This is a genomic window from Massilia aerilata (genome assembly GCF_042656905.1).
Lineage (GTDB): Bacteria > Pseudomonadota > Gammaproteobacteria > Burkholderiales > Burkholderiaceae_D > Telluria > Telluria aerilata.
The window spans coordinates 1-20,048 of sequence record NZ_JBHSMZ010000008.1 but is presented as its reverse complement, the minus strand read 5'-3'; the positions used below and the strand labels follow the sequence as shown (position 1 = coordinate 20,048).

General features: G+C 66.1%; 14 protein-coding genes. 8 read left to right on the top strand and 6 right to left on the bottom strand.

Annotated features, from left to right (window positions below; translation table 11 throughout):
• Positions 1-105 precede the first annotated feature (105 nt).
• A complete protein-coding gene (locus tag ACFPO9_RS12655) occupies positions 106-861 on the bottom strand; it encodes a TorF family putative porin (protein WP_379771259.1) in 756 nt (251 codons plus the stop codon).
• Between the two features lie 16 nt (positions 862-877).
• Positions 878-1,531, bottom strand: a complete 654-nt coding sequence (locus tag ACFPO9_RS12650) for a hypothetical protein (protein WP_379771256.1) — start codon at positions 1,529-1,531, stop codon at positions 878-880.
• Positions 1,532-1,721: 190 nt separating this feature from the next.
• Here ACFPO9_RS12650 and ACFPO9_RS12645 point away from each other — a divergent pair, with 190 nt between their 5' ends.
• A complete protein-coding gene (locus tag ACFPO9_RS12645) occupies positions 1,722-3,569 on the top strand; it encodes a potassium transporter Kup (protein ID WP_379771680.1) in 1,848 nt (615 codons plus the stop codon).
• On the opposite strand, the gene ACFPO9_RS12640 is transcribed toward ACFPO9_RS12645, so the two are convergent.
• Positions 3,566-5,413 (bottom strand): sensor domain-containing diguanylate cyclase, encoded by a 1,848-nt coding sequence (locus ACFPO9_RS12640; protein WP_379771254.1) that lies wholly within the window; start codon positions 5,411-5,413, stop codon positions 3,566-3,568. The two genes, ACFPO9_RS12645 and ACFPO9_RS12640, sit on opposite strands and share 4 nt — an antisense overlap.
• Before the next feature lie 398 nt (positions 5,414-5,811).
• On the opposite strand from ACFPO9_RS12640, the gene ACFPO9_RS12635 reads away from it, so the two are divergent.
• Genes ACFPO9_RS12635 through ACFPO9_RS12620 form a run of 4 tightly spaced genes read left to right on the top strand, consistent with a single transcriptional unit; the run spans position 5,812 to position 10,861 of the window.
• A complete protein-coding gene (locus ACFPO9_RS12635) occupies positions 5,812-6,351 on the top strand; it encodes a (2Fe-2S)-binding protein (RefSeq protein WP_379771252.1) in 540 nt (179 codons plus the stop codon).
• On the top strand, positions 6,348-7,364 hold the full coding sequence (locus ACFPO9_RS12630) for an FAD binding domain-containing protein (protein ID WP_379771250.1): 1,017 nt from the start codon (positions 6,348-6,350) through the stop codon (positions 7,362-7,364). Before ACFPO9_RS12635 ends, ACFPO9_RS12630 begins: the two co-directional genes overlap by 4 nt.
• On the top strand, positions 7,361-9,685 hold the full coding sequence (locus tag ACFPO9_RS12625) for a xanthine dehydrogenase family protein molybdopterin-binding subunit (protein ID WP_379771248.1): 2,325 nt from the start codon (positions 7,361-7,363) through the stop codon (positions 9,683-9,685). Before ACFPO9_RS12630 ends, ACFPO9_RS12625 begins: the two co-directional genes overlap by 4 nt.
• 51 nt (positions 9,686-9,736) lie before the next feature.
• Positions 9,737-10,861: a serine hydrolase domain-containing protein gene (locus ACFPO9_RS12620; protein ID WP_379771246.1), complete on the top strand. Its 1,125-nt coding sequence runs from the start codon at positions 9,737-9,739 to the stop codon at positions 10,859-10,861.
• 4 nt (positions 10,862-10,865) lie between these two features.
• Here the strand turns inward: ACFPO9_RS12620 and ACFPO9_RS12615 are convergent, their stop codons facing one another.
• On the bottom strand, positions 10,866-13,073 hold the full coding sequence (locus ACFPO9_RS12615) for a TonB-dependent receptor plug domain-containing protein (protein WP_379771244.1): 2,208 nt from the start codon (positions 13,071-13,073) through the stop codon (positions 10,866-10,868).
• A 214-nt stretch (positions 13,074-13,287) separates the two neighbouring features.
• Between ACFPO9_RS12615 and ACFPO9_RS12610 the strand changes: the two genes are divergently transcribed.
• The 3 genes from ACFPO9_RS12610 (at position 13,288) to ACFPO9_RS12600 (ending at position 15,892) form a co-directional block, all read left to right on the top strand.
• Positions 13,288-13,986, top strand: a complete 699-nt coding sequence (locus ACFPO9_RS12610; protein WP_379771242.1) for a PEP-CTERM sorting domain-containing protein — start codon at positions 13,288-13,290, stop codon at positions 13,984-13,986.
• 198 nt (positions 13,987-14,184) lie between these two features.
• Positions 14,185-14,538, top strand: coding sequence for a hypothetical protein (locus tag ACFPO9_RS12605; RefSeq protein ID WP_379771241.1), 354 nt, complete (start codon positions 14,185-14,187; stop codon positions 14,536-14,538).
• Positions 14,539-14,644: 106 nt separating this feature from the next.
• The gene (locus ACFPO9_RS12600; RefSeq protein ID WP_379771239.1) at positions 14,645-15,892 is read left to right on the top strand and encodes a serine hydrolase domain-containing protein; all 1,248 of its coding nucleotides are present in this window, start codon (positions 14,645-14,647) and stop codon (positions 15,890-15,892) included.
• A 12-nt stretch (positions 15,893-15,904) separates the two neighbouring features.
• Here ACFPO9_RS12600 and ACFPO9_RS12595 read toward each other — a convergent pair whose 3' ends face one another.
• Positions 15,905-18,472: a family 20 glycosylhydrolase gene (locus tag ACFPO9_RS12595; protein WP_379771237.1), complete on the bottom strand. Its 2,568-nt coding sequence runs from the start codon at positions 18,470-18,472 to the stop codon at positions 15,905-15,907.
• A gap of 12 nt (positions 18,473-18,484) precedes the next feature.
• Complete coding sequence (locus tag ACFPO9_RS12590; RefSeq protein WP_379771235.1) at positions 18,485-19,774, bottom strand: sugar MFS transporter; 1,290 nt, start codon at positions 19,772-19,774, stop codon at positions 18,485-18,487.
• Positions 19,775-20,048: the final 274 nt, after the last annotated feature.

Sequence of the window (20,048 nt, the reverse complement as noted above, 5' to 3'; positions counted from 1 at the left end):
TCCCAGGCGGGCGCAGCCGCTTGCCATGCCCAGGATCAGGGCAGCGAACAAGACGATCGCACCGATGAAGACGAAATCCATGGCTTCCTCCTTGTGCCGGGTTGGTCAGAACGTTTTGGCGACGCTGACGACCAGCGCCTTCCTGCCGAGGAACTTGCCGTTGGCCGGCGAGGCATACGCGGCTTCGCCGGCATTGGTGCCGACGAAGGCGACCGCCAGCGTGGCGACGCCGAAGTCCCTGGTGACGCCGAGCTTGTAATCGGTATAGCTGGCGGCGTCGTTGTGGCGCACGTCCTGGCGGCCGGCGTGCAGGTTCAGGGTGACGCCCTGGCCCAGGTCGAGATTGGCGCCGAGATCCAGGTAGCCGCTGCGGCGGCTGTCGACGAAGCCGAACAGGTTGGTCAGCGCCAGCGAGTACTTGGCGTAGGCGGGACCGTAGCCCAGCTGGCCGTAGATTTCCGCCGTGTCGGCGTCGGCGAAGCCCGGCACGTGCTTCAGGCCGTTCGACGGATACACGTAGCCCAGCACGCCCACGTCGTAGCTGCCATCCGCGCCGATCTTGCCGCGCTTGCCCGCGTACAGGTCCCATTCGAGGTCGCCGTCGCCGCCCGCGTCCCTGGTCCACTTGATGGTGGACAGCCAGGTGCCGGCGTACAGGCCGCTGGGGTTGTGCGTATAGTCTGCGCCACCCTGCAGGGCCGGCTGCAGGCGGGTCTGCGAGATGCCGCGGTAGCGGTAATCAGAGGTCACGGCGGCGTTGAAGGTGACGCTATGCTCCGGCTGGGGCTCCTGCGCTTCCTGCGCATGCAGCGGCGCCGCCAGTGCGGCGAGCGTCGCCAAGGTGAAGATGGATTGATTCATGTCGGACTCTGCTTTGTTATTGTTGACAACAGGCGGTCTGGAAGACCTCCTCGTAAAGCGCCGCCATCTCGGCGGCGCCGGTACTGCTTTCGATATCGCTGGCGCACCGGCCGGGCCGGTTGGCCCCCCACAGCAGCGCCGGCAGGTGCAGGATGGTGCTCGCCAGGCCGCCCGCCATCACCTGCGCCGCGTAGCTGCGTATGGCGCACAGCTCGCGCGGCGCCGGATCGTGCTCCGTCCCGGCGGTAACGAACAACACCTTCAGCCCGGGATTGAACATGCGGGCGTTGTTGAGGCGGGCGATCAGGTCGTAGCGGGCATCGACGTCGGCCTGGTCCGGGGCCAGCGGCACCACCGCGATCTGCGCCATGATCAGCGCGGCGCGGCACTCGTGGCCGTTGGCGCCGTCGGTGTCGATGACGACGTCGCCGAAATGCGGGTACAGCTGTTCCAGTTCCTCGGACAGTCCGGCAGCGCGGACGGCGCGGGCCGTCATCCTTGGCTCCAGGTGCAGGCGTTCGCGTTCCGTGGCCCATTGCCGGCAGGCCTGGCGCGACGTGGCGTCCATCAGCAGGACCTTGCGGCCGCTGCGGGCGCGCAGCAGCGCCAGGTTCTCCGCCACCAGCCCGGCGGCGGCGTCGGGCGCATATGTGGCAATGGTGACGATCATGGGTGCTGCACTCCTTGGATGTTGCGATGCGATGCAGTGTAGGAGGCTGGGCGTAAAGATTTTCTAAAAAGATGCCTGGCCCGGATAAAGGGTTTATTTACAAAATTTTTACGCGATAGCCGGTAGGATGGCGCTCATCGACAACGCATAGAGGCGGCAATTGGATTCGCAGGCAGGCAGTAAAAAGAACATGGCCGGGCTGGCGCTGGCCGCCATCGGCATCGTCTACGGCGACATCGGCACCAGTCCGCTGTACTCCCTCAAGACCGTATTCGACCCGGCGCACGGGCTGGCGCTCACGCCCGCCAACCTGACCGGCATCGTGTCCCTGATTTTCTGGGGCTTGAGCCTGATCGTGTCCTTCAAGTACGTGACGCTGGTGCTGCGCGCCGACAACCGCGGCGAAGGCGGCATCATGGCTTTGCTGGCGCTGGCTTTGGGCGCAGTGGGGCGCGGGCGCCTGCATGTGGCGCTGCTGCTGATCGGGGTCTTCGGCGCCTCGCTGTTCTATGGCGACAGCGTGATCACGCCTGCCATCTCGGTGCTGTCCGCGGTCGAAGGTCTGGAAGTCGCGACGCCGGCAATGCAGCCCTATGTGGTGCCGCTGACCATCGTCATCCTGGTCGGCCTGTATGCGGTGCAGAGCCATGGCACGGCCGGCATCGGGCGCTGGTTCGGTCCCATCATGCTGTTATGGTTCACGGTGCTGGCGGCCATGGGCATCGTCAACATCGCGCACCATCCGGGCATCCTGGTGGCGGTGAACCCCTGGCATGCGGTCCGCTTCTTCATCGAGAACCGCGGGACGGCATTCCTCGCCCTCGGCGCCGTGGTGCTGGCCTTTACGGGAGCGGAGGCGCTATATGCGGACATGGGCCATTTCGGGCGCAAGCCGATCCGCCTGGCCTGGTCGCTGGTGGCCTTTCCGGCGCTGGCCCTGAACTACCTGGGACAGGGAGGCCTGCTGCTGGCGCGTCCGGAGGCGATCGCCAATCCCTTCTTCCAGCAACTGGGAAGCTGGAGCATCTATCCGCTGGTCGTGCTGTCCACGATCGCGACGGTGATCGCCTCCCAGGCGACCATCTCCGGCACCTTCTCGATGACCAAGGAAGCGATCGCGCTCGGTTTCCTGCCGCGCATGCGCATCGTGCACACGTCCGAGCAGGAGATCGGGCAGATCTACATCCCCTCGGTCAACTGGCTGCAATTGGCGGCGGTGCTGCTGGCGGTGGTGGGTTTCGGCTCATCCGAGAAGCTGGCGTCGGCCTACGGCATCGCGGTCACCGCGACGATGCTGGCAACCACCATCCTGACCTATTTCGTGATCCGTTACCGCTGGCGCATGAATCTGCTGCTGTGCCTGGCCGCGACCGGCCTGTTCCTGGCGATCGACGCTGCCTTCTTCTCGGCCAACGTGCTGAAAATCCTGCATGGCGGCTGGTTCCCGCTGCTGCTGGGCGCCCTGCTGTTCACGCTGATGCTGACCTGGCGGAGAGGCCGCCAGCTGGTGTTCGACAACCTGCAGAAGCACGCGATCCCGCTCGACGCCTTCCTCGAATCGCTGTTCATCGCGCCACCGGTGCGGGTGCCGGGCACCGCGGTCTTCCTGCGTGGTGAAAGCGACGGCGTGCCGCATGCGATGCTGCACAACCTTTCGCACAACAAGGTGGTGCATGAGCGTATCGTCTTCCTCACCGTGCACATCGCCGATACCCCCTTCGTCGGCGAGGAAGCGCGCCTGCGGATCACGCCGCTCGGGCATGGATGCCACCAGGTCGATATCAGTTTCGGCTTCAAGGACGAGCCGGACATCCCGGGCATGCTGGCCGCCTGCGCCGGACAAGGAATGGACTTCGACATGATGCAGACGTCGTTCTTCATCGCGCGCCAGACCGTGATCTCGACCCCGGGCGAAGGCATGGCCCCCTGGCGCGAGCACCTGTTCGTGGCAATGCAGCGCAATGCGCGCGACGCCGCCGACTACTACCGGATCCCGACCAACCGCGTGATCGAGCTGGGAACCCAGATCGAGATCTAAGACCCGGCGCCGGCCACCAGCACCGAGGCCGTATTGCGCCCTGCCCGCTTGGACTGGTACAGGGCTTCGTCGGCGGCGTGCGCCAGCGCCCCATGCTCCGGATGGGCGGACCAGGCGATGCCGATGCTGGCCGAGACCTGGCGCGGCTGGCCGTCGACCAGGAAGTCGGCGCGCATCGCCTCCAGCAGCTTGTCGGCGATGCGTCCGCATTCGCGCGCGGAGCCGACCTGCTCCAGCACGATCACGAATTCGTCGCCGGCCAGTCGCGCCACGGTGTCGGTGGCGCGCACGGTGCTCGAGAGGCGTTTGGCGAATTCGCGCAGCACGGCGTCGCCGCTGGCGTGGCCCAGCGTGTCGTTGATCTGCTTGAAGTGGTCGACGTCCAGGTAGACCAGGGCCATCGCCATCGCGCTGCGGCGCGCGCGCGCGATCGCCTGCACCAGGCGTTCTTCGTAGCTGCGGCGGTTCGGCAGGCCGGTCAGGTGGTCCGAGTGCGCCAGCGCGTGCAGCTGGCGCTCGTACTCGCGCGCCGAGGTGGCGTCGGTGGACAGCACGTAGATGCCCTGCACCACGCCGTCGCGCACGTGCGGCAGGTAGGTCGTGCTGAGCACGCGGCGGCGTCCGCGGCGCTCCTCCTCGATCTCGAGGGCCGAGGCATAACCATCCAGGCAGCGTTCGAGGGCAGCGCGGCGCGGCGCGAAGAAGGCCTCGCCCATGGCTTCCGGCACGGTCTTGCCGAGCATGTCGGCGCACTTCACCCCGAACCATTCCTGGTAGCGGCTGTTGGCGAAGGCATAGCGCATGCCGGGGTCGATGTAGGCGATCAGGGCCGGCACGTTGTCGGCGATGGTGCGCAGGCGCTCCTCGCTCTCGACCGCGCGGGCGCGCGATTCGGCCAGCTCCGTCACGTCCTTCATCGCCACCACGGCGCCCAGCGCCTCGCCGTTCGCGCCCTTCAGCGCGCGGCCGCTGGCCAGCACGCGATGGGCTTCGCCCCGTGGATTCACGACCACCATCGGCGCATCCTTGACGTGTTCGCCGCGCAGGGCGCGCGCAAGCGGAATGCGGCCCTCTTCCAGCGGCGTCATGCCGTCTTCCTCGAACAGGTGATAGTGCGCCGCCCATTGCGCCGAGCCCAGGCCGGCGACGTCCATGCCGTGCAGGTCGCGCGCGGTGCGGTTGAACAGGGTCAGGGCGCCGTCGGCACCGCAGGCGACCACGCCGACGTCCACCGATTCGAGCACGGCGTCGAGCAGGGCGTTCTTGGCGTTGAGCTCGCGGGTGCGGTCCTCGACGCGGCGTTCCAGCTGCACGTTCATCTCGCGCAGGGCCATCTGGGCCGCATCGCGCGCGGCCACCAGCACGCCGCGATTCAATTCGTCCTGCACCATCTGCGCGAGGTCGCGCAGCATGCGCTTGTCGGCATCGCCGAACATGCGGGGCTGCTGGTCGATGATGCAGAGGGTGCCGAGCGGCTGGCCGTCGACGCTGTGCACCGGCTGGCCGGCATAAAAGCGGATGCAGGGCGCGCCCGTCACCAGCGGATTGCCGGCGAAGCGTTCGTCCAGGTGCGTGTCGGGCACGACCAGCAGGTCGGCCAGCGCGACCGCATGGCTGCAGAAGGACATCGAGCGCGGCGTCTCGCTGACATCGAGGCCGACGCGCGACTTGAACCACTGGCGCTGCGCATCCACCAGCGACACCAGGGCGATCGGCGCGCCGAAGGCGGCGGCGGCGATGCGGGTAAAGCGGTCGAAGCGGTCTTCCTGCGGCGTGTCGAGCACGCCGAGGGCGCGCAAGGCATTGACGCGCTCTTCTTCTGCGAGTTCCTGTTGACTGAGCATGAATCGTCCTTGCCGCCGAGCGGCCAACAAATCGACCGGCAGAATCCCGCCGGGGGATGGTCAAGCGCGAAAACACAGGCGCTTTTCCTGAGGGGAACGATTCTAGAGGATTTCAACTGAGCTGTGCAGTATACCCATTATAATTTCCACAAGGAAATTATTAAAAGAAACACAATCCATTTGCGCGATATTCGCTGTCTTCCCGCTGTGGCATGTCGGGAAACTCCTTCATGATTTGGCAAATTTGCCGATCTTCGCAAGCTGTCTTTATTCCTGCCGCCGAGTTGGGCCGGCACAACAGCGGCCATCGTCAAAGTAATCAAACAGTATGTGTGTCATCTAACCGAGCCGGAAGGGCCGGCCCCGTAAGGTAGGCGTCTTACGATGAAAGGACGGCCATGGACCCTCACCAGCAGCATCCGATCCGCCTGCGCCTGAACGGCCAGGACCGGGAATTCGACGTCGAGTCCTGGGTTACCCTGCTCGATCTCCTGCGCGAACGCGCGGGCCTGACGGGTACCAAGAAAGGCTGCGACCACGGCCAGTGCGGGGCCTGCACGGTCCTGCTCGACGGCCGCCGCGTGAATGCCTGCCTGACCCTGGCCGTCATGCAGGATGGCCACGAAGTCACCACGATCGAAGGCCTGGCCCGCAATGAAGGCGATCGCGGCGAACTGCACCCGCTGCAGCAGGCCTTCATCGCCTGCGACGCCTTCCAGTGCGGCTACTGCACCCCCGGCCAGATCTGCTCGGCCGCCGGCCTGATCGCCGAAGGCCAGGCGAAAACCATCGCCGACGTGCGCGAGCTCATGAGCGGCAACCTGTGCCGCTGCGGCGCCTATCCGCAGATCGTGCGCGCGGTGGCCCAGGTGCTCGAACTGGACGCTTCCGCCCTCGACGAGGGCAAGCCTCTCACGACCGGATCGGTGCTCGCATGAACCCGTTCAACTTTACCCAGCCGAAGGACGTCGAGGGCGTCCTTTCACAGCTCGCGAATGGCGCACGGCCGATCGCCGGCGGCACCAATTTACTGGACCTGATGAAGGAGGGTGTCATGACGCCCTCGCAGGTCGTCGACATCAACGCGATCGCGACCGCGGGGCTGGACCGCATCGAAGACGCCGGCGATGGCGGCCTGCGCCTGGGCGCGCTGGCCCGCAATGCCGATACCGCCTACCACCCGTTGGTGCGCGAGCGCTATCCGCTGCTCTCCAGCGCGATCCTGGCCGGCGCCTCGCCGCAGCTGCGCAACATGGCGACCAATGGCGGCAACCTGCTGCAGCGCACCCGCTGCGTCTATTTCTACGACGCCGGCGTCCCCTGCAACAAGCGCGAGCCCGGCACCGGCTGCCCGGCCAAGCACGGCGTCAACCGCCAGCATGCGATCCTCGGCGCCAGCGAACATTGCATCGCGACCCACCCGTCCGACATGTGCGTGGCCTTGCGCGCGCTGGACGCGGTCGTGCACGTGCGGGCCAAGGACGGCGAGCGCGAGATCCCCTTCGGCGAATTCCACCGCCTGCCCGGCGAGCGCCCGGAACTCGACAGCACCCTGCGGCCGGGTGAGCTGATCACCCACATCGCCCTGCCCGACGCCGCGCGCTTCGTGGATCACTCGGCCTACATCAAGGTGCGCGAGCGCCTCTCCTATGCGTTCGCGCTGGTGTCGGTGGCGGCCGCGCTGGACCTCGACGGCGACACCATCCGCGCCGCCCGCATCGCGCTGGGCGGGGTCGCCCACAAGCCCTGGCGCATCGAAGAAGCCGAGCGCGAGCTCGAAGGCAGGCAGGCCGGCGAGGCCGCGTTCACCGCAGCCGCCGAGCGCATCCTGCAGGGCGCGCGCGGCTGGGGTCAGAACGACTTCAAGTTGCCGCTGGCGAAGAACGCCATCGTGCAGGCACTCATGAGCGCCACGCGCGGCACCGCCTACGCCAGGGGAGAGAAAGAATGACGGACCTGATTCCAGAACTGCGCACCCCGAGCGCGCCGGAAGGCACGGGCCGCGTGAAGAGCGGCATGCATGTCTCGCGTGTGGACGGCATCGCCAAGGTGACCGGCGCCGCCAGATACGCCGCCGAGCACGAGGCGCCGGCGCTGGCCTACGGCGTGGTGGTCAGCGGCACAGTGGCCAAGGGGCGCATCAAGAACATCGACGCCGGCGCGGCCGAAGCGGTGCCGGGCGTGATCGCCGTGATCACCCACGAGAACCGCACCGTCAAGATGCGCGGCAACGACCTCGCCTACAAGGACATGACGGCGCCCGCCGGTTCCCCCTTCCGCCCTTTATATAGCGACCGCATCTTCTACAGCGGCCAGCCGGTGGCGCTGGTGGTGGCCGAGACCTTCGAGGCCGCACGCTACGCGGCCGCCCTGGTGAAGCTCAGCTACGAGGTCGAGGAACACGATACCGACATGCTGGCCAGTTTGGACCGCGCCTACGAGCCGCGCAAGATGAAGGCCGGCTTCGTGCCGCCCAGCTCGAAAGGCGATGCCGACACGGCGTACGAGGCCGCGCCGGTGAAGATCGAGTCCCAGTTCTACCACGGCGCCGAGCACCACAATCCGATGGAGATGTTCGCCTCCACCGTGGTGCTTGGCGAGGACGGCCACCTGACCGTCTACGACAAGAACCAGAGCTCGCAGAACTGCCGGTGGTATGTCTCGCACGTGTTCGGCCTGTCCAAGGACAAGCTCACGGTGCGCAACCCCTACGTGGGCGGCGCCTTCGGTTCCGGCCTGCGCCCGCAATACCAGCTGCCGCTGGCGGTGATGGCGGCGCTGCAGCTGAAACGCTCGGTACGGGTGGTGCTGACGCGCCAGCAGATGTTCAGCTTCGGCCACCGGCCCGAGACCTGGCAGCAGGTCAAGCTGGCGGCGAATCCGGACGGCCAGCTGCAGGCCATCGTCCACAACGCGGTGCACGAGACTTCTCGCCTGGAGGATTACGTCGAGGTGGTGGTCAACTGGTCGGGGCAGATGTACGCCTGCGACAACATCAAGCTGGGCTACAAGCTGGTGGGCCAGGACCGCTATTCGCCGATCGACATGCGCGCCCCCGGCGCCGCCCACGGCGTGCATGCGCTCGAAGTGGCGATGGACGAGATGGCCCATGCGCTCAAGATGGATCCGCTGGCCTTCCGCTTGAAAAACTATGCCGAGGTCAATCCGCTGGACGGCAAGCCCTATTCCACCAAGGAGCTGCGCCAGTGTTACCAGAAAGGCGCCGAGCGTTTCGGCTGGCAGGACAGGCCGCTCGAACCGCGCAGCATGCGCGACGGCGAGGAGCTGGTCGGCTGGGGCATGGCGACCGGCATGTGGGATGCACTGGTGATGGTGGCGCGCGTGTCGGCGGTGCTGCATGCGGACGGCCGCCTGGTGGTCTCCAGCGCGGCGTCCGACATCGGCACCGGGACCTATACCGTGATGTCCATGATCGCGGCGGAAGCCATGGGCCTGTCGCTGGAAAAAGTCAGCTTCCAGCTCGGCGACTCGACCCTGCCGATGGCGCCGATCGAGGGCGGCTCCTCGCATGTGGCGACGGTGGGATCGGGCGTCGCCGGCGCCTGCGAGAAGCTGCAGAAAGCCCTGCTGAAAATGGCCCAGGCCATGCCCGACTCCATCTTCAAGAAGCTGCAGCTGCGCCAGGTGGAATTCAACGACGGCCGCATCCATTTGCGCGGCGAGCCGGCCAAGGGCGTCGGCCTGGCCGAGGTGCTGGCGCATGCGGGCAAGGACAGGGTCGAGGAAAAATTCCTGATGACGCCGCAGATGCTCAAGCAGCGCAAGTACACGCGCGCCGTGCACTCGGCCGTGTTCTGCGAGGTGCGGGTCAACGAGAAGCTCGGCATCGTGCGCGTGACGCGGGTGGTGAATGCGGTGGCGGCCGGGCGCATCATCAGCGCCAAGACCGCCGAGAGCCAGATCATCGGCGGCGTGGTGTGGGGCATCAGCCAGGCCTTGCACGAAGAGACCTACACCGACCACCGGCTGGGCCGCTTCATGAACCACAACTTCTCGGAATACCACGTCGCCGTGAACGCCGACATCCACGACATCCAGGTCATCTTCGCCGACGAGGACGACCGCGTGGTCAGCAAGCAGCTGGGCGCCAAGGGCGTGGGCGAGATCGGCCTGGTGGGCGTGTCGGCGGCGGTGGCGAACGCGATCTTCCACGCCACCGGCAAGCGCCTGCGCAGTACGCCGATGTCGCCGGACAAGCTGCTGCTGGGTGACCAGGAGGTGCCGGTGCGGAAGCCGCCGCAGTTCGAGTAGCCGCTTCGACTGTGGCATCATCGGCGTCTGCGAGGTCAACCGGAGACGCCGATGAAACGCTTCCTGCCGCTGTTTGCCGTCCTGCTGTCCGCCTGCGCTTCCGCGCCGGCTCCCGCCCCTTCCGATCAGGAGATCGCCCAGCTCATGCAGCGCGAACAACTGCAAGGGCTGGCCCTGGCCGTGGTCGACGACGGCCAGGTGAAGAGCGTGCGCACCTGGGGCTGGCGCAACGCGGAGAAGAAGCTGCCGCTGCAGAAGGACACCATCATGTACGGCGCCTCGCTGACCAAGGCCGCCTTTGCGTACATGCTGCTGCAGCTGGCCGACGAAGGCAGGCTCGATCTCGACGCGCCGCTCGAACGCCTGCTGCCACGGCCCCTACCGGAGTACAAGAAGCCCTTCGATTACGCCGACCTGGCCGGCGACGAACGCTGGCGCCGGATCACCCCGCGCATCCTGCTGACCCATTCGAGCGGCTTCGCCAACTTCCGCTGGCTCGAGCCGGACAAGAAGCTGCGCTTCCACTTCGATCCGGGCGCGCGCTATGCCTACTCCGGCGAAGGCTTCTATCTGCTGCAGCTGATCCTGGAACAGGGCCTCGGGCTGGACACGAAAGCGGAGATGCAGCGCCGCGTGTTCGACCGCTTCGGCATGCGCAACACCAGCATGCAGTGGCGCCCGGATTTCGCGGCCAACCTGGCCGACGGCTACGACGAACACGGCAAGATGGCGCCGCACGACGAGCGCAGCAATGTCCGGGCGGCCGGCTCGATGGACACCAGCATCGAAGACCAGGCCAGGCTGTGGGCCGGCATCGTGCGCGGCGACGGCCTGAGCCCGGCCTCGCGCGCGGCGCTCAGCAAAGGCTGGCTGCCGATCGTCTCGCGACACCAGTTCCCCACGCTCGAGGAAGGCAGCGCCGCCTGGCCGCAGTGGCTGGCCGCCGGCCTGGGCGTCGTCAGCTTCCAGGACCGCAGCGGGCCGGCCTGGTTCAAGGGCGGCCACAACGACACCACCGCCAACATGGTGATCTGCCTGGATGCGAAGCGCCGCTGCGTGGTCATGCTGTCCAACGACGTGCGCGCCGAGCGCATCTACCCCGAGCTGGCGCGGCGCGTGCTGGGCGAGAACGACATGCCCTGGGCCTGGGAGTACAAGGGCTCAAGCCCCAGGTAGCAGTTCAGAACTTCGTCTCCAGCATCGCCCGCACCTGCACGAAGGTCGGCGTGAAGGTGGTATCGGTCAGGCGGCTGCCGTCGCCGCTGACGTAGGTGGAGGCGGTCACGTTCTCCTGGCGCAGGGTGTTCGCCAGCGACATGCGCAGCTGCACCTTGGGCGTGAACTTCCACAGGCCGTACAGATCCAGCGCGCGCTTCACGCCGGCGTAGCCATACTGGTTTTGCGAGATGCGCACCGGGCCGCCGTTCTGGAAGCTCAGGCTGCCGCCGAAGGTGGCCGGCAGGCCGTCGAACTTGTAGTCGAAGCCGAAGGTGCCGCTCAAGGGCGTCTGCTGGTCCAGGCGGTTGTCCGGGCCCGGCACCATGGACAGGCTGGACCAGCTGCGCGAGACGTTGGCGCGCAGGTCCAGCGCCGGCCAGCCCGGGAACATCTGGCGCAGCGGCAGCTTGGCCTCCAGCTCGATGCCGCGGGTATTCGCGGCGCCGTCGTTCACCGGCATCGATACCCACAGGCCGTCGATGAAGAACACCCGCGAGTGCGTGATGTCGTCGATGTGGCGCACGTAAGTGCTGGCGCTCAGCAGGCCGCCGCCCGGCAGGTAGTGTTCATAGGCCAGGTCCAGGCCCCAGGCCAGTTCCGGCCTGAGCTGCGGGTTGCCCATGGTGTCCGGGGTGGTCGGGCTGTTGTTGGACGCGATGCCGCGGCGCGGCACCAGGGCGGCCAGGCTCGGCGCCTTGTAGGTGCGGGTGATGCCGCCGCGGAGCTGGTCGTTCTTCGAGCCCGGGATCTTGTACAGGGTCTGGAACACCGGGCTGAAGACGCTTGACTTGTTGTCGATGGCGGCATAGCTGTTGCCTTCGCTCTTGTTCTGGATGCCTTCCCAGCGCAGGCCGAAGTACACCGACCATTGCTTGGTCACGCTCCATTCGTCCTGGGCGAACATGGCAAGGCGGCGCACGGTGGCGTCGAAGCCTTCGTCGCGATTATTGATAGGCGCGCCGACCGTGGTGGTCTCCAGCTGCAGGCGGGCTTCGTTGCGCAGGCTGTAGGCGCCGTCCCAGCCGAGCGCGATCGCATGGCCGTCGCCGACCGGACGCGAATACTTGCCGGTGCTGCTCCAGCCCTTTTCGGTGACGTCGTTGGCGATGTCGCGGTCCAGCGCCAGCACCTCGTTGGCGTAGTACTGCTGCTGGCCGACCTTGCTGTCGCGGTGCGCGTAATTGACGCCGAACTTGGCGTCCAGCTTGGCGCCCTGCTCCAGGCGCTTGGTCCAGGACAGGTCGCTGCGCAGCATTTCCATCTTGTTCTCGGCGTCGGTGGCGGTGGCCACGTAGCGCGGCGGCGCGCCCAGCGAGGTCACCACGGTTTCCGGTGCGTCGCCCTTGGAACGGGCGATGTTGATGAAGTTCTGCGAGGTGATCACTTCGCCGGGAGCGATGTTCCAGTTGATGCGCGGCGACAGGCCAATGCCGAGCAGGCGGCCGCGGTTGCCGTCGTCGGCGACGCGGTGCAGCACTTCGCGGCCGGCCGCGTCGTAGCCTTCGGTGACGATGTGCGAAGGACGGTCCTGGCGGCCGTACAGCAGGTTGCCGCTCATCGCGTACGACATCTTGCCGCTCTTGTCCGACAGCTGGAAGGTCGACACCGCACCGTAGGCGCCGTGCTCCGCCTGGACGCCGGTCTTCAGTTCGCGCTGCGCCGTCTGCACCTGGCGTTTCAGCACGATGTTGATGCCGCCGGCGATGGCCTGGGTGCTGTACTCGGCGGTGGCGGCGCGCATGATCTCGATGCGCTCGACCATCTCCGGCGACACCTGGTCCAGCGAGAAGCCCGGCGGCGCCGGTTCGCCGTTCAGCAGGATCTGGGTATAGCCGTTGCCCAGGCCGCGCATGCGGACGTCGCCGCCGCGGCCCTGCACGCCGCCCACGGTGATGCCCGGCAGGCGCTTCAGCACCTCGCCCAGGGTCGTATCGCCATGGCGCAGGATCTCTTCCTGGTTGACGACGATCTTGGTGGCGGTGTCGTCGCGGCGCGCGTCATAGGCGGCGGCCTGGCCCTTCACCTCGACCTTCTGCATCTGGGCGGACTTGTCGGCGGCCGGCTTGTCGGCGGTGGTGGCCTGCTCCGCCGCATAGGCGCTGAACATGCCGAAGATGACGGGGGAAGCGAGCAGCAGGCGGACGAGGGTGTTCGTATTCTGGCGTGACATGGTTCTTGTTGTCGTGGCGATGAGCGGTTGATCGAGCCCGCATCATGCCCTCCGGTAAGTACAGCGGACAGGCCAATGCGACGAAGTGCCGAAAACCGGGCGCGAAATGCTGCATGGCGATATGTACGGTTGCGCACTGTCGGAAGGCTTTACAAATTTGTGACGTGGAATCACAAATCATTGTTAATTTCTTTTGCAAATCAAGAACTTGAATATGCAGGCGCAATACTTGCTTGTTAAATGGAATCTTTTTTGGAGACACAAAATGTTGCGCAAGATTCTCTGTTTGGCCGCCACCGCCCTCTTCACCCAGGCCGCTTCGGCGAATGTCGTCTATACCTGGCAGCAGGTGGAGCATGTTTCGACCATGCCGGATGGACTGCATCTCGAACTGATATTCAGCGACGCTGCTGTCGCCAAGCGCAACCTGACACTCGACTTTGCAAACCTGTGCTCGTCGGCCGGTTACTGCGAGGAACAGCAGGACAGCCTGATGTCGCTGCGCTACTGGTATGCAGGGCCGGACGGCGACAAGGAATGGAACCTGATCGATTACAAATACCGGGATGAAGCCTTGGACGGCTACCAGCAGTTCTCGATGTCGCTGCAATTCCTGGAAGATGGCCACCTGAGCGGCTCGATCATGGCGAATAGCGGTTTTTCCGATTTCACCATGCAGAGCGACGGCACGATGTTCACGATGATGGAGGCACACAGCGACGAAGGGGAAGGCTGCGGCTTTGCCTATAGTCCCTGCAGCGGCGAACGCGGCCTTTTGCTAAGCAGCGCTGCCGTCCTGCCGCAGGCCCAGCGGCTGCCGGAACCGGGCAGCCTGGCCATCCTGGCGGTGGGCGGGCTGGCCGGCTGGTTTGTGCGCCGCCGCGGCGCCATTCGCAAGCGCACAGCGCGATAATCGACGCCGACGCGTTGCCGGTCCAGGCCGGTAACGCGTATGGATGAGACTAATTGTTACAAATCGATGCTTGAACTTCTCGTGGGAGTCGTCATCCATCCATTAGGAGGATACCCAATGAGAAGTGCACTGCTCGTAGAACATGATCCTGTGGCCTGTGGGGAAATCGCTACCCTGCTGAAGTCGCTCGGATACATCGTGGCGACCACCGACAGCCCACGCGCTGCCCTGAACACGGCACAGACGGTGCGCTTCGACCTGATCCTGACCTATACCACCTTCAACGCGGACGACCGCCGTTCCTTCATCGGCGAAATCACCCGGCTGGCGCCCCAGGCCGCGGTGGTCCTGCTGCTCGATCACAAAACCCATGTCCCGCATTACCACGCGGGCCGCATCGCCGTGCTGCCCAAGCCGGTCACGCTGCGCGGACTGCGCCGCGTGATCGAATTCGGCATCGACGGCAACGGCGCGATGCCGGCCTATGCGATCCAGGCGGCGCCGCGCGAGGAGCGCCGCAGCGGCGGGCCGCGGCGTGCGCGGGGGCGCTGAACAGACCAATCGCCAGCGCTCTGCGCAGCGCACCTATCAGATCGAACGGGTTACAAGAAATGCAAGTTGGCTAAGCTGATCGCTTTTGCTGCTTCCCTTGCCTCCCATGCCGCTCAATCGAATCACGCTCACGCTCCTGCTGGCGCTTGGCGCCGCGCACGCCCTCGCCGCCCCCGATGAAGAAAAGCTCGGCAAGGCCCAGGGCTACCCGGTCGGGAATGCCAGGAACTGGTTCTACGACGAAGCCGTGCGCGTCGGCTCCTTCAGCAACCAGGGCGAGATCGAAGGCATCTTCGGCGGCAAGGCCAATGTGCTGGCCGCGAGCAGCGCGCCAATGCCGCTGCCCAAGCTTGATACCGAGCCGCGCATCCGCTGGACCGCCGACCACGGCAGGTCCCTGAGCATCGACGACTACCTGGCGCGCGAACGCGTCATGGGCCTGCTGATCATCAAGGACGGCGTGGTCCAGGTCGAACGCTACCAGTACGACCGCAGCCCGGCCCAGCGCTTCGTCTCGAACTCGATGGCCAAGTCGATCGTGTCGATGGCGGTCGGCATCGCCCTGCAGGAAGGGAAGATCGCCTCGCTCGACGATCGCGCCGACAAGTACGCGACCAGGATGGCCGGCACCCTGTACGGCGAAACGACGATCCGTAACCTGCTGCGCATGTCCTCCGGCGCTCACTTCGAGGAACGCTACGACGGCAAGGACGACCTCGAACGCTTCGGCCGCGCCGTGATCCGCGGCGGCGTCGAGGAAGCCGCCAAGCTGATCACGGTGCGCGACGCGCCGCAGGGCACCCGCTTCTCGTATGCCAGCGCCGAGACCGAAGTGCTGGCCGGCGTGCTGCGCGGCGCCACCGGCATGAGCCTGAGCGACTACCTCGGGCCGCGCCTGTGGCAGGTGATGGGCGCCGAGACTTCGGCCCTGTGGCGCGCCGAGCGCACGGGGCTGGAGCGGGCCGCCGGCAACTTCAACGCCACGCTGCGCGACTACGGCCGGCTGGGCATCGTGCTGGCCAACGACGGCATGCGGCCGGACACGAAACAACAGCTGATCCCGCGCGACTACCTGCTGGAAGCCACCGACTGGCGCCGCGCACCGGCCGCCTTCCGGCCGCGCACGGCCACGCCCTACTACGGCTACAACTACCAGTTCTGGACCTTCCCGACCGACAAGCGGCGCTTCGCCATGCTGGGGGTCTACGGGCAGATGATCTTCGTCGACCCCGAACTCAAGCTGGTGATGGTGCAGACCACGGCGAATGCGACGGCCAAGGCCGGCGAGACGACCCTGGGCAAGAATGCCGATGCTTTCTGGCGCGGCGTGGTCGAGCACTACGGCAGCTGGTAACAGCCGCCTTTCTCAACGGCGGTCGATGCTCGCAACGAGCCCCGGCCTGCCCTTGCGGTCGAAGGCCGCCACCTTGATCAGGCCACGCTCGGTAATCGGCCCGGTCACCGGCTTGCTGGCGGCGCTGGGATCGCTGCCGTCGCTGGTGTAGCGTAGCGTGATGCCGGGCAGGACGTGGTTGACCAGCAGCTGCTCGCCATCCAGCAGCAGGCCCGGCGGCGCGATGCGGTAAGCGACCGCGGGCTGCTCGAGATCGAGGCGCGGCAGCACGCGCTGGCCCAGCGCATTCACGAAGCCCGACCACGCCTGCCGGTGCAGCGCGGCCGACCTGGCCGGATCCGTTTCGAGCGCCCAGGCCGGGTCGGCGGCCCAGGCCCGCTCCGCCAGCGCGATCAGGCGCGGCATGACCAGGTAGTCGAGGCGCCCGTCATCGCGCACGGTCTCGCTGAACAGCGTCGCTTCCAGTCCGCGCACATGGCCCTTGCCGTAGTCGGTCAGGCCATCCTTGTCCGCGCGTGCAGTCTCGCTCAGATTCCGCAGCATATCGAAGGGGACGAAGTCGTAGACGGTATCCAGTTCGACGTAATCGTTCCAGTTGACGCCCGGCTCCTCCGGATTCGGATTGGCCGCCATGTCCAGGTACATGTTTGATACCGGCGCCAGCACGATGTCATAGCCGCCGTTGGCCAGGCGGTTGGCGAGGTCCTCGGCGCCGCGCGTGTTGTTCCAGACCCAGGCGGTGAAGCCGCGGGTCGTGAAGCGCGGATTCGGAATCAGCTTGCTGCGGCCGGCCAGCCTGGTCTTGCGCGCGGCCAGCTCTTCCCAGCCCGAGGTCGACACGCCATGGCGGCGCAAAATGCCGTCGACGCGGTCGTAGAAGTAATCCCACAGGTCTTCGGTGGTCGCCAGCTTTTCCTTCTTCATGCGCGCGAGGCTGGCCGGCGACTTTTCCCAGGCGCCGTTGGCCAGCTCGTCGCCGCCCATGTGGATGGTCCGCAGCGGCACGCCGGCATCAAGGTGCAGCGCCACGATCTGCCCGACCACATGATCGATGAAGCTGAAGGTCGAATCGAGACCGGGGTTGATGACGTTGTCGGTGAAGTACTGCGCCGAGCTGTAGGTCGACCGGTCCTCGAGATCGTTCAGCAGATACTTGGCCGCATCCTTGCGCCCTGCCGCCTTCATGCGGCGGTAGCGCGCTTCCATCGCCTGCACGGCGGCGCGCATGTGGCCGGGCATTTCGATTTCCGGGATCACCTCGATGTGGCGCGCCTGTGCGTAGCGCAGGATGTCGATGTAATCGGCGCGGCTGAAGTAGCCGCTGCCGCTCGGATCACGCGGATCGGGGCCGGAACCGTAGGCCGGCTGCAGGCGCACGCCCGGGCGCGCAGCGTGGCCGCGCACCGCACCGATCGCCGTCAGTTCCGGCAGGCCGGCGATCTCGAGGCGCCAGCCTTCGTCGTCGGTGAGGTGGAAGTGAAACTTGTTCAGCTTGAAGCGGGCCATCAGGTCCAGCCATTTGAACACCGTCTGCTTGCCGTGGAAGTTGCGGGCGACGTCGAGCTGGAAGCCGCGGTAGCCGAAGCGCGGGGCGTCGACAATGGTCAACTCGTTCAGCGCCTGCTCCTTGGCGCCGGGCAGCGGCAGCAGGTCGCGCAGGGTCTGCAGGCCGTAGGCGACGCCGGCGGCGCTGTTGCCGACGATGGTAATGCCGCTGTCGGCTTGAATCGTCAGGCGGTAGGCTTCGGGCGAGGCTTGTCCCTGCACCGTGCCGACGCTCAATTTGAGTAGCGGGCCTTTATTTGCCGGCAGGGTTTGCGGGAACAGGAAGCGTGCCAGCGCGGCTTCGTTTTTCAAGGCGGCCGGTGCTTGTATGGCCGGCTGGGCGTTCAGCAGCAGCTTGCCCTCGCCCGGCTGGATGTGCAGAGGCGTCGGCAGCACCGGCGGCACCTCGTTCGCCGGCAGCAGGTCGGCCTGGGCGTTGCGGCGCCAGGTGTCCGCGGGCGTTACCACCGGCTTGTGGCCGCTGGTGCCGCGGTCCAGCTGCTCCGGGCGCGTGAGCGGCAGCAGCGCAAAGTCTTCGATCGCCACGCCGACGTCGGGCGCCGCATCGTAGACCAGGTAGAAACCGACCGGCGCTTTCGACAGCTTGATGACCAGGCCCGCGTAGTTGTAGTCGATGGCCAGCGTCTGCCCCGGCGCCACGCCCTTGAAGCCAGGACCAGGACGCAGGCGGAACAGGGAGCCAGCGACCTGCTCCAATGTTAAATTGCCTTGTAGCGGTCCTGGCTGCAGGCGGTCCAGGCAGTTGAAGTACAGCGACCAGCCCTGCGCCGGCAAGGGCTGGCTGTCATGGTTGGTCAGGATCAGGCGGGCCTGCGTACGCCCGTGCGGGGCCTGGGTGGTGAACAGGTTGCGCTGCAGGTCCCAGCGCAGCTGGAGCTTCGCGGCGCTGGCATATTGGTTCAGGTTCGCGGGCGCTTGTTGCGTTGCGGGGGCCGGCGCTTCCGCCATGGCCATCGGCGTGGCAAGCGCCATCAACAAGGCCAGCGCGCGCGCAGCCAGTGGTCGGTGACTCAAGTTGATCTCCAATTAGCGCCAGCTGCGGATCTTGTGGCCGGCCGCGGCATACCACAGGATCAGTGCATAGCAAGGCAGCATCAGCCAGTAGGCGCTGCGCGGGGTGACGATGTCCGACAGATGGCCGTACAGCAGCGGCAGCAGCGCGCCGCCGGCGATCGCCATCACCAGCACGGCCGAACCGCTGGCGGTATGGCGGCCCAGTCCCTGCAGGGCCAGCGGCCAGATGGCCGGCCACACCATCGCATTCGCGAGGCCGAGCAGCGCCAGGCACATGACGGTGTTGGGCACCAGCGGCGCACCGGTCCAGCCCAGCAGCGCCTGCGACAGGCCACTGTCATGCATCGAACCTGTGGCGACGCCGACCGTCAGGAGGACGCCGACCAGGCCCGATAACATCAGCGCCCGCTGCTGCGACAGATAGCGCGGAATCGCCACCACGCCGACCAGGTAACCGATCACCATGCACACCATCGTGTACGAGGTCAGCACGCCGAAATTCGCGACCTTCAGCTCATGGCCGTACAGGCCGATCGTATCGCCGGCGATCACCTCGACGCCGACATAAGCGAACAGCGCCAGCGCGCCCAGCACCAGCTGCGGGAACTGCAGCACCGAGGTCGCATCGATGCGGCCATCGGCGCCATCGACTTCCGGCGGGATCTCGCGCAGCTTCGAAAAATGGATGAACACCATGATCGCGAACAGCGCCGCGGCCATGCAGGCATAGGGGAAGACCAGGCGCTCGGCCAGCACGTCCTGGGAGGCGGTATCGATATTCTTCAGCATCAGGCTGGCAAAAATGAGCGGCACGACGATGCCGGCGCCTTTGTTAAACAGGCCCATGATACTGATGCGCATGGCGGCGCTTTCGCGCGGGCCGAGGCAGACGATGTAGGGATTGATCGCGGTCTGCATCAGGGTCATGCCGGTGGCCAGCGTGAACAGCCCGGCCAGGAACAGCTCATAGTGCCGGCTCTGCGCGGCGGGAATGAAGAGCAAGGCGCCGATGCCCATGATGCCCAGGCCGAGCGTCATCCCCTTCTTGTAGCCGACCCGTTTGAGTACCGCCGCCGACGGCAGGGCCATCACGGTGTAGGCGATGCAGAACGCGAAGGTGACCAGCAGCGCCTGGAAGTTGGTGAGCTGGCAGACGATCTTCAGGAAGGGAATCAGCGAGCCGTTCAGCCAGGTGACGAAGCCGAGGATGAAGAACAGCAGGCCGACGAAGAGCATGCCGGTGATGACGTCGCGGGTCGAGCTGGTGGCTTGCTGTTCTTGCGGGCTTGCGCTGAGTTCCATGCTCGGTGCCTTGGAATGTTGTCGAGATTCGATGCTAGCAGTAGCTTTATAGCAAGTCTAGCGTTAGAGGGATTGTTGGGGGATGTCTCGTTTGCTCTAGTAAACAAGATCCTCTTCCGGGCGAACTTATGAGCCATAGCGCCTTACGTTGACTCCACCCAAATACCGTAGATCAGCTCAGAGTAACAATGCGCTCTTGAATCCGCTTGATGTTGCCCCGCTATTCCCGGACACAGCCTGATGCTTAGTTAGCGTCAGTTTTCAGAGCCTGACG

Excerpts from the sequence above, each read along its gene's own strand:
- ACFPO9_RS12655 (WP_379771259.1), bottom strand. The coding sequence starts at position 861 with ATGAATCAATCCATCTTCACCTTGGCGACGCTCGCCGCACTGGCGGCG.
- ACFPO9_RS12650 (WP_379771256.1), bottom strand. The coding sequence starts at position 1,531 with ATGATCGTCACCATTGCCACATATGCGCCCGACGCCGCCGCCGGGCTG.
- ACFPO9_RS12645 (WP_379771680.1), top strand. The coding sequence starts at position 1,722 with ATGGCCGGGCTGGCGCTGGCCGCCATCGGCATCGTCTACGGCGACATC.
- ACFPO9_RS12640 (WP_379771254.1), bottom strand. The coding sequence starts at position 5,413 with ATGCTCAGTCAACAGGAACTCGCAGAAGAAGAGCGCGTCAATGCCTTG.
- ACFPO9_RS12635 (WP_379771252.1), top strand. The coding sequence starts at position 5,812 with ATGGACCCTCACCAGCAGCATCCGATCCGCCTGCGCCTGAACGGCCAG.
- ACFPO9_RS12630 (WP_379771250.1), top strand. The coding sequence starts at position 6,348 with ATGAACCCGTTCAACTTTACCCAGCCGAAGGACGTCGAGGGCGTCCTT.
- ACFPO9_RS12625 (WP_379771248.1), top strand. The coding sequence starts at position 7,361 with ATGACGGACCTGATTCCAGAACTGCGCACCCCGAGCGCGCCGGAAGGC.
- ACFPO9_RS12620 (WP_379771246.1), top strand. The coding sequence starts at position 9,737 with ATGAAACGCTTCCTGCCGCTGTTTGCCGTCCTGCTGTCCGCCTGCGCT.
- ACFPO9_RS12615 (WP_379771244.1), bottom strand. The coding sequence starts at position 13,073 with ATGTCACGCCAGAATACGAACACCCTCGTCCGCCTGCTGCTCGCTTCC.
- ACFPO9_RS12610 (WP_379771242.1), top strand. The coding sequence starts at position 13,288 with ATGCAGGCGCAATACTTGCTTGTTAAATGGAATCTTTTTTGGAGACAC.
- ACFPO9_RS12600 (WP_379771239.1), top strand. The coding sequence starts at position 14,645 with ATGCCGCTCAATCGAATCACGCTCACGCTCCTGCTGGCGCTTGGCGCC.
- ACFPO9_RS12590 (WP_379771235.1), bottom strand. The coding sequence starts at position 19,774 with ATGGAACTCAGCGCAAGCCCGCAAGAACAGCAAGCCACCAGCTCGACC.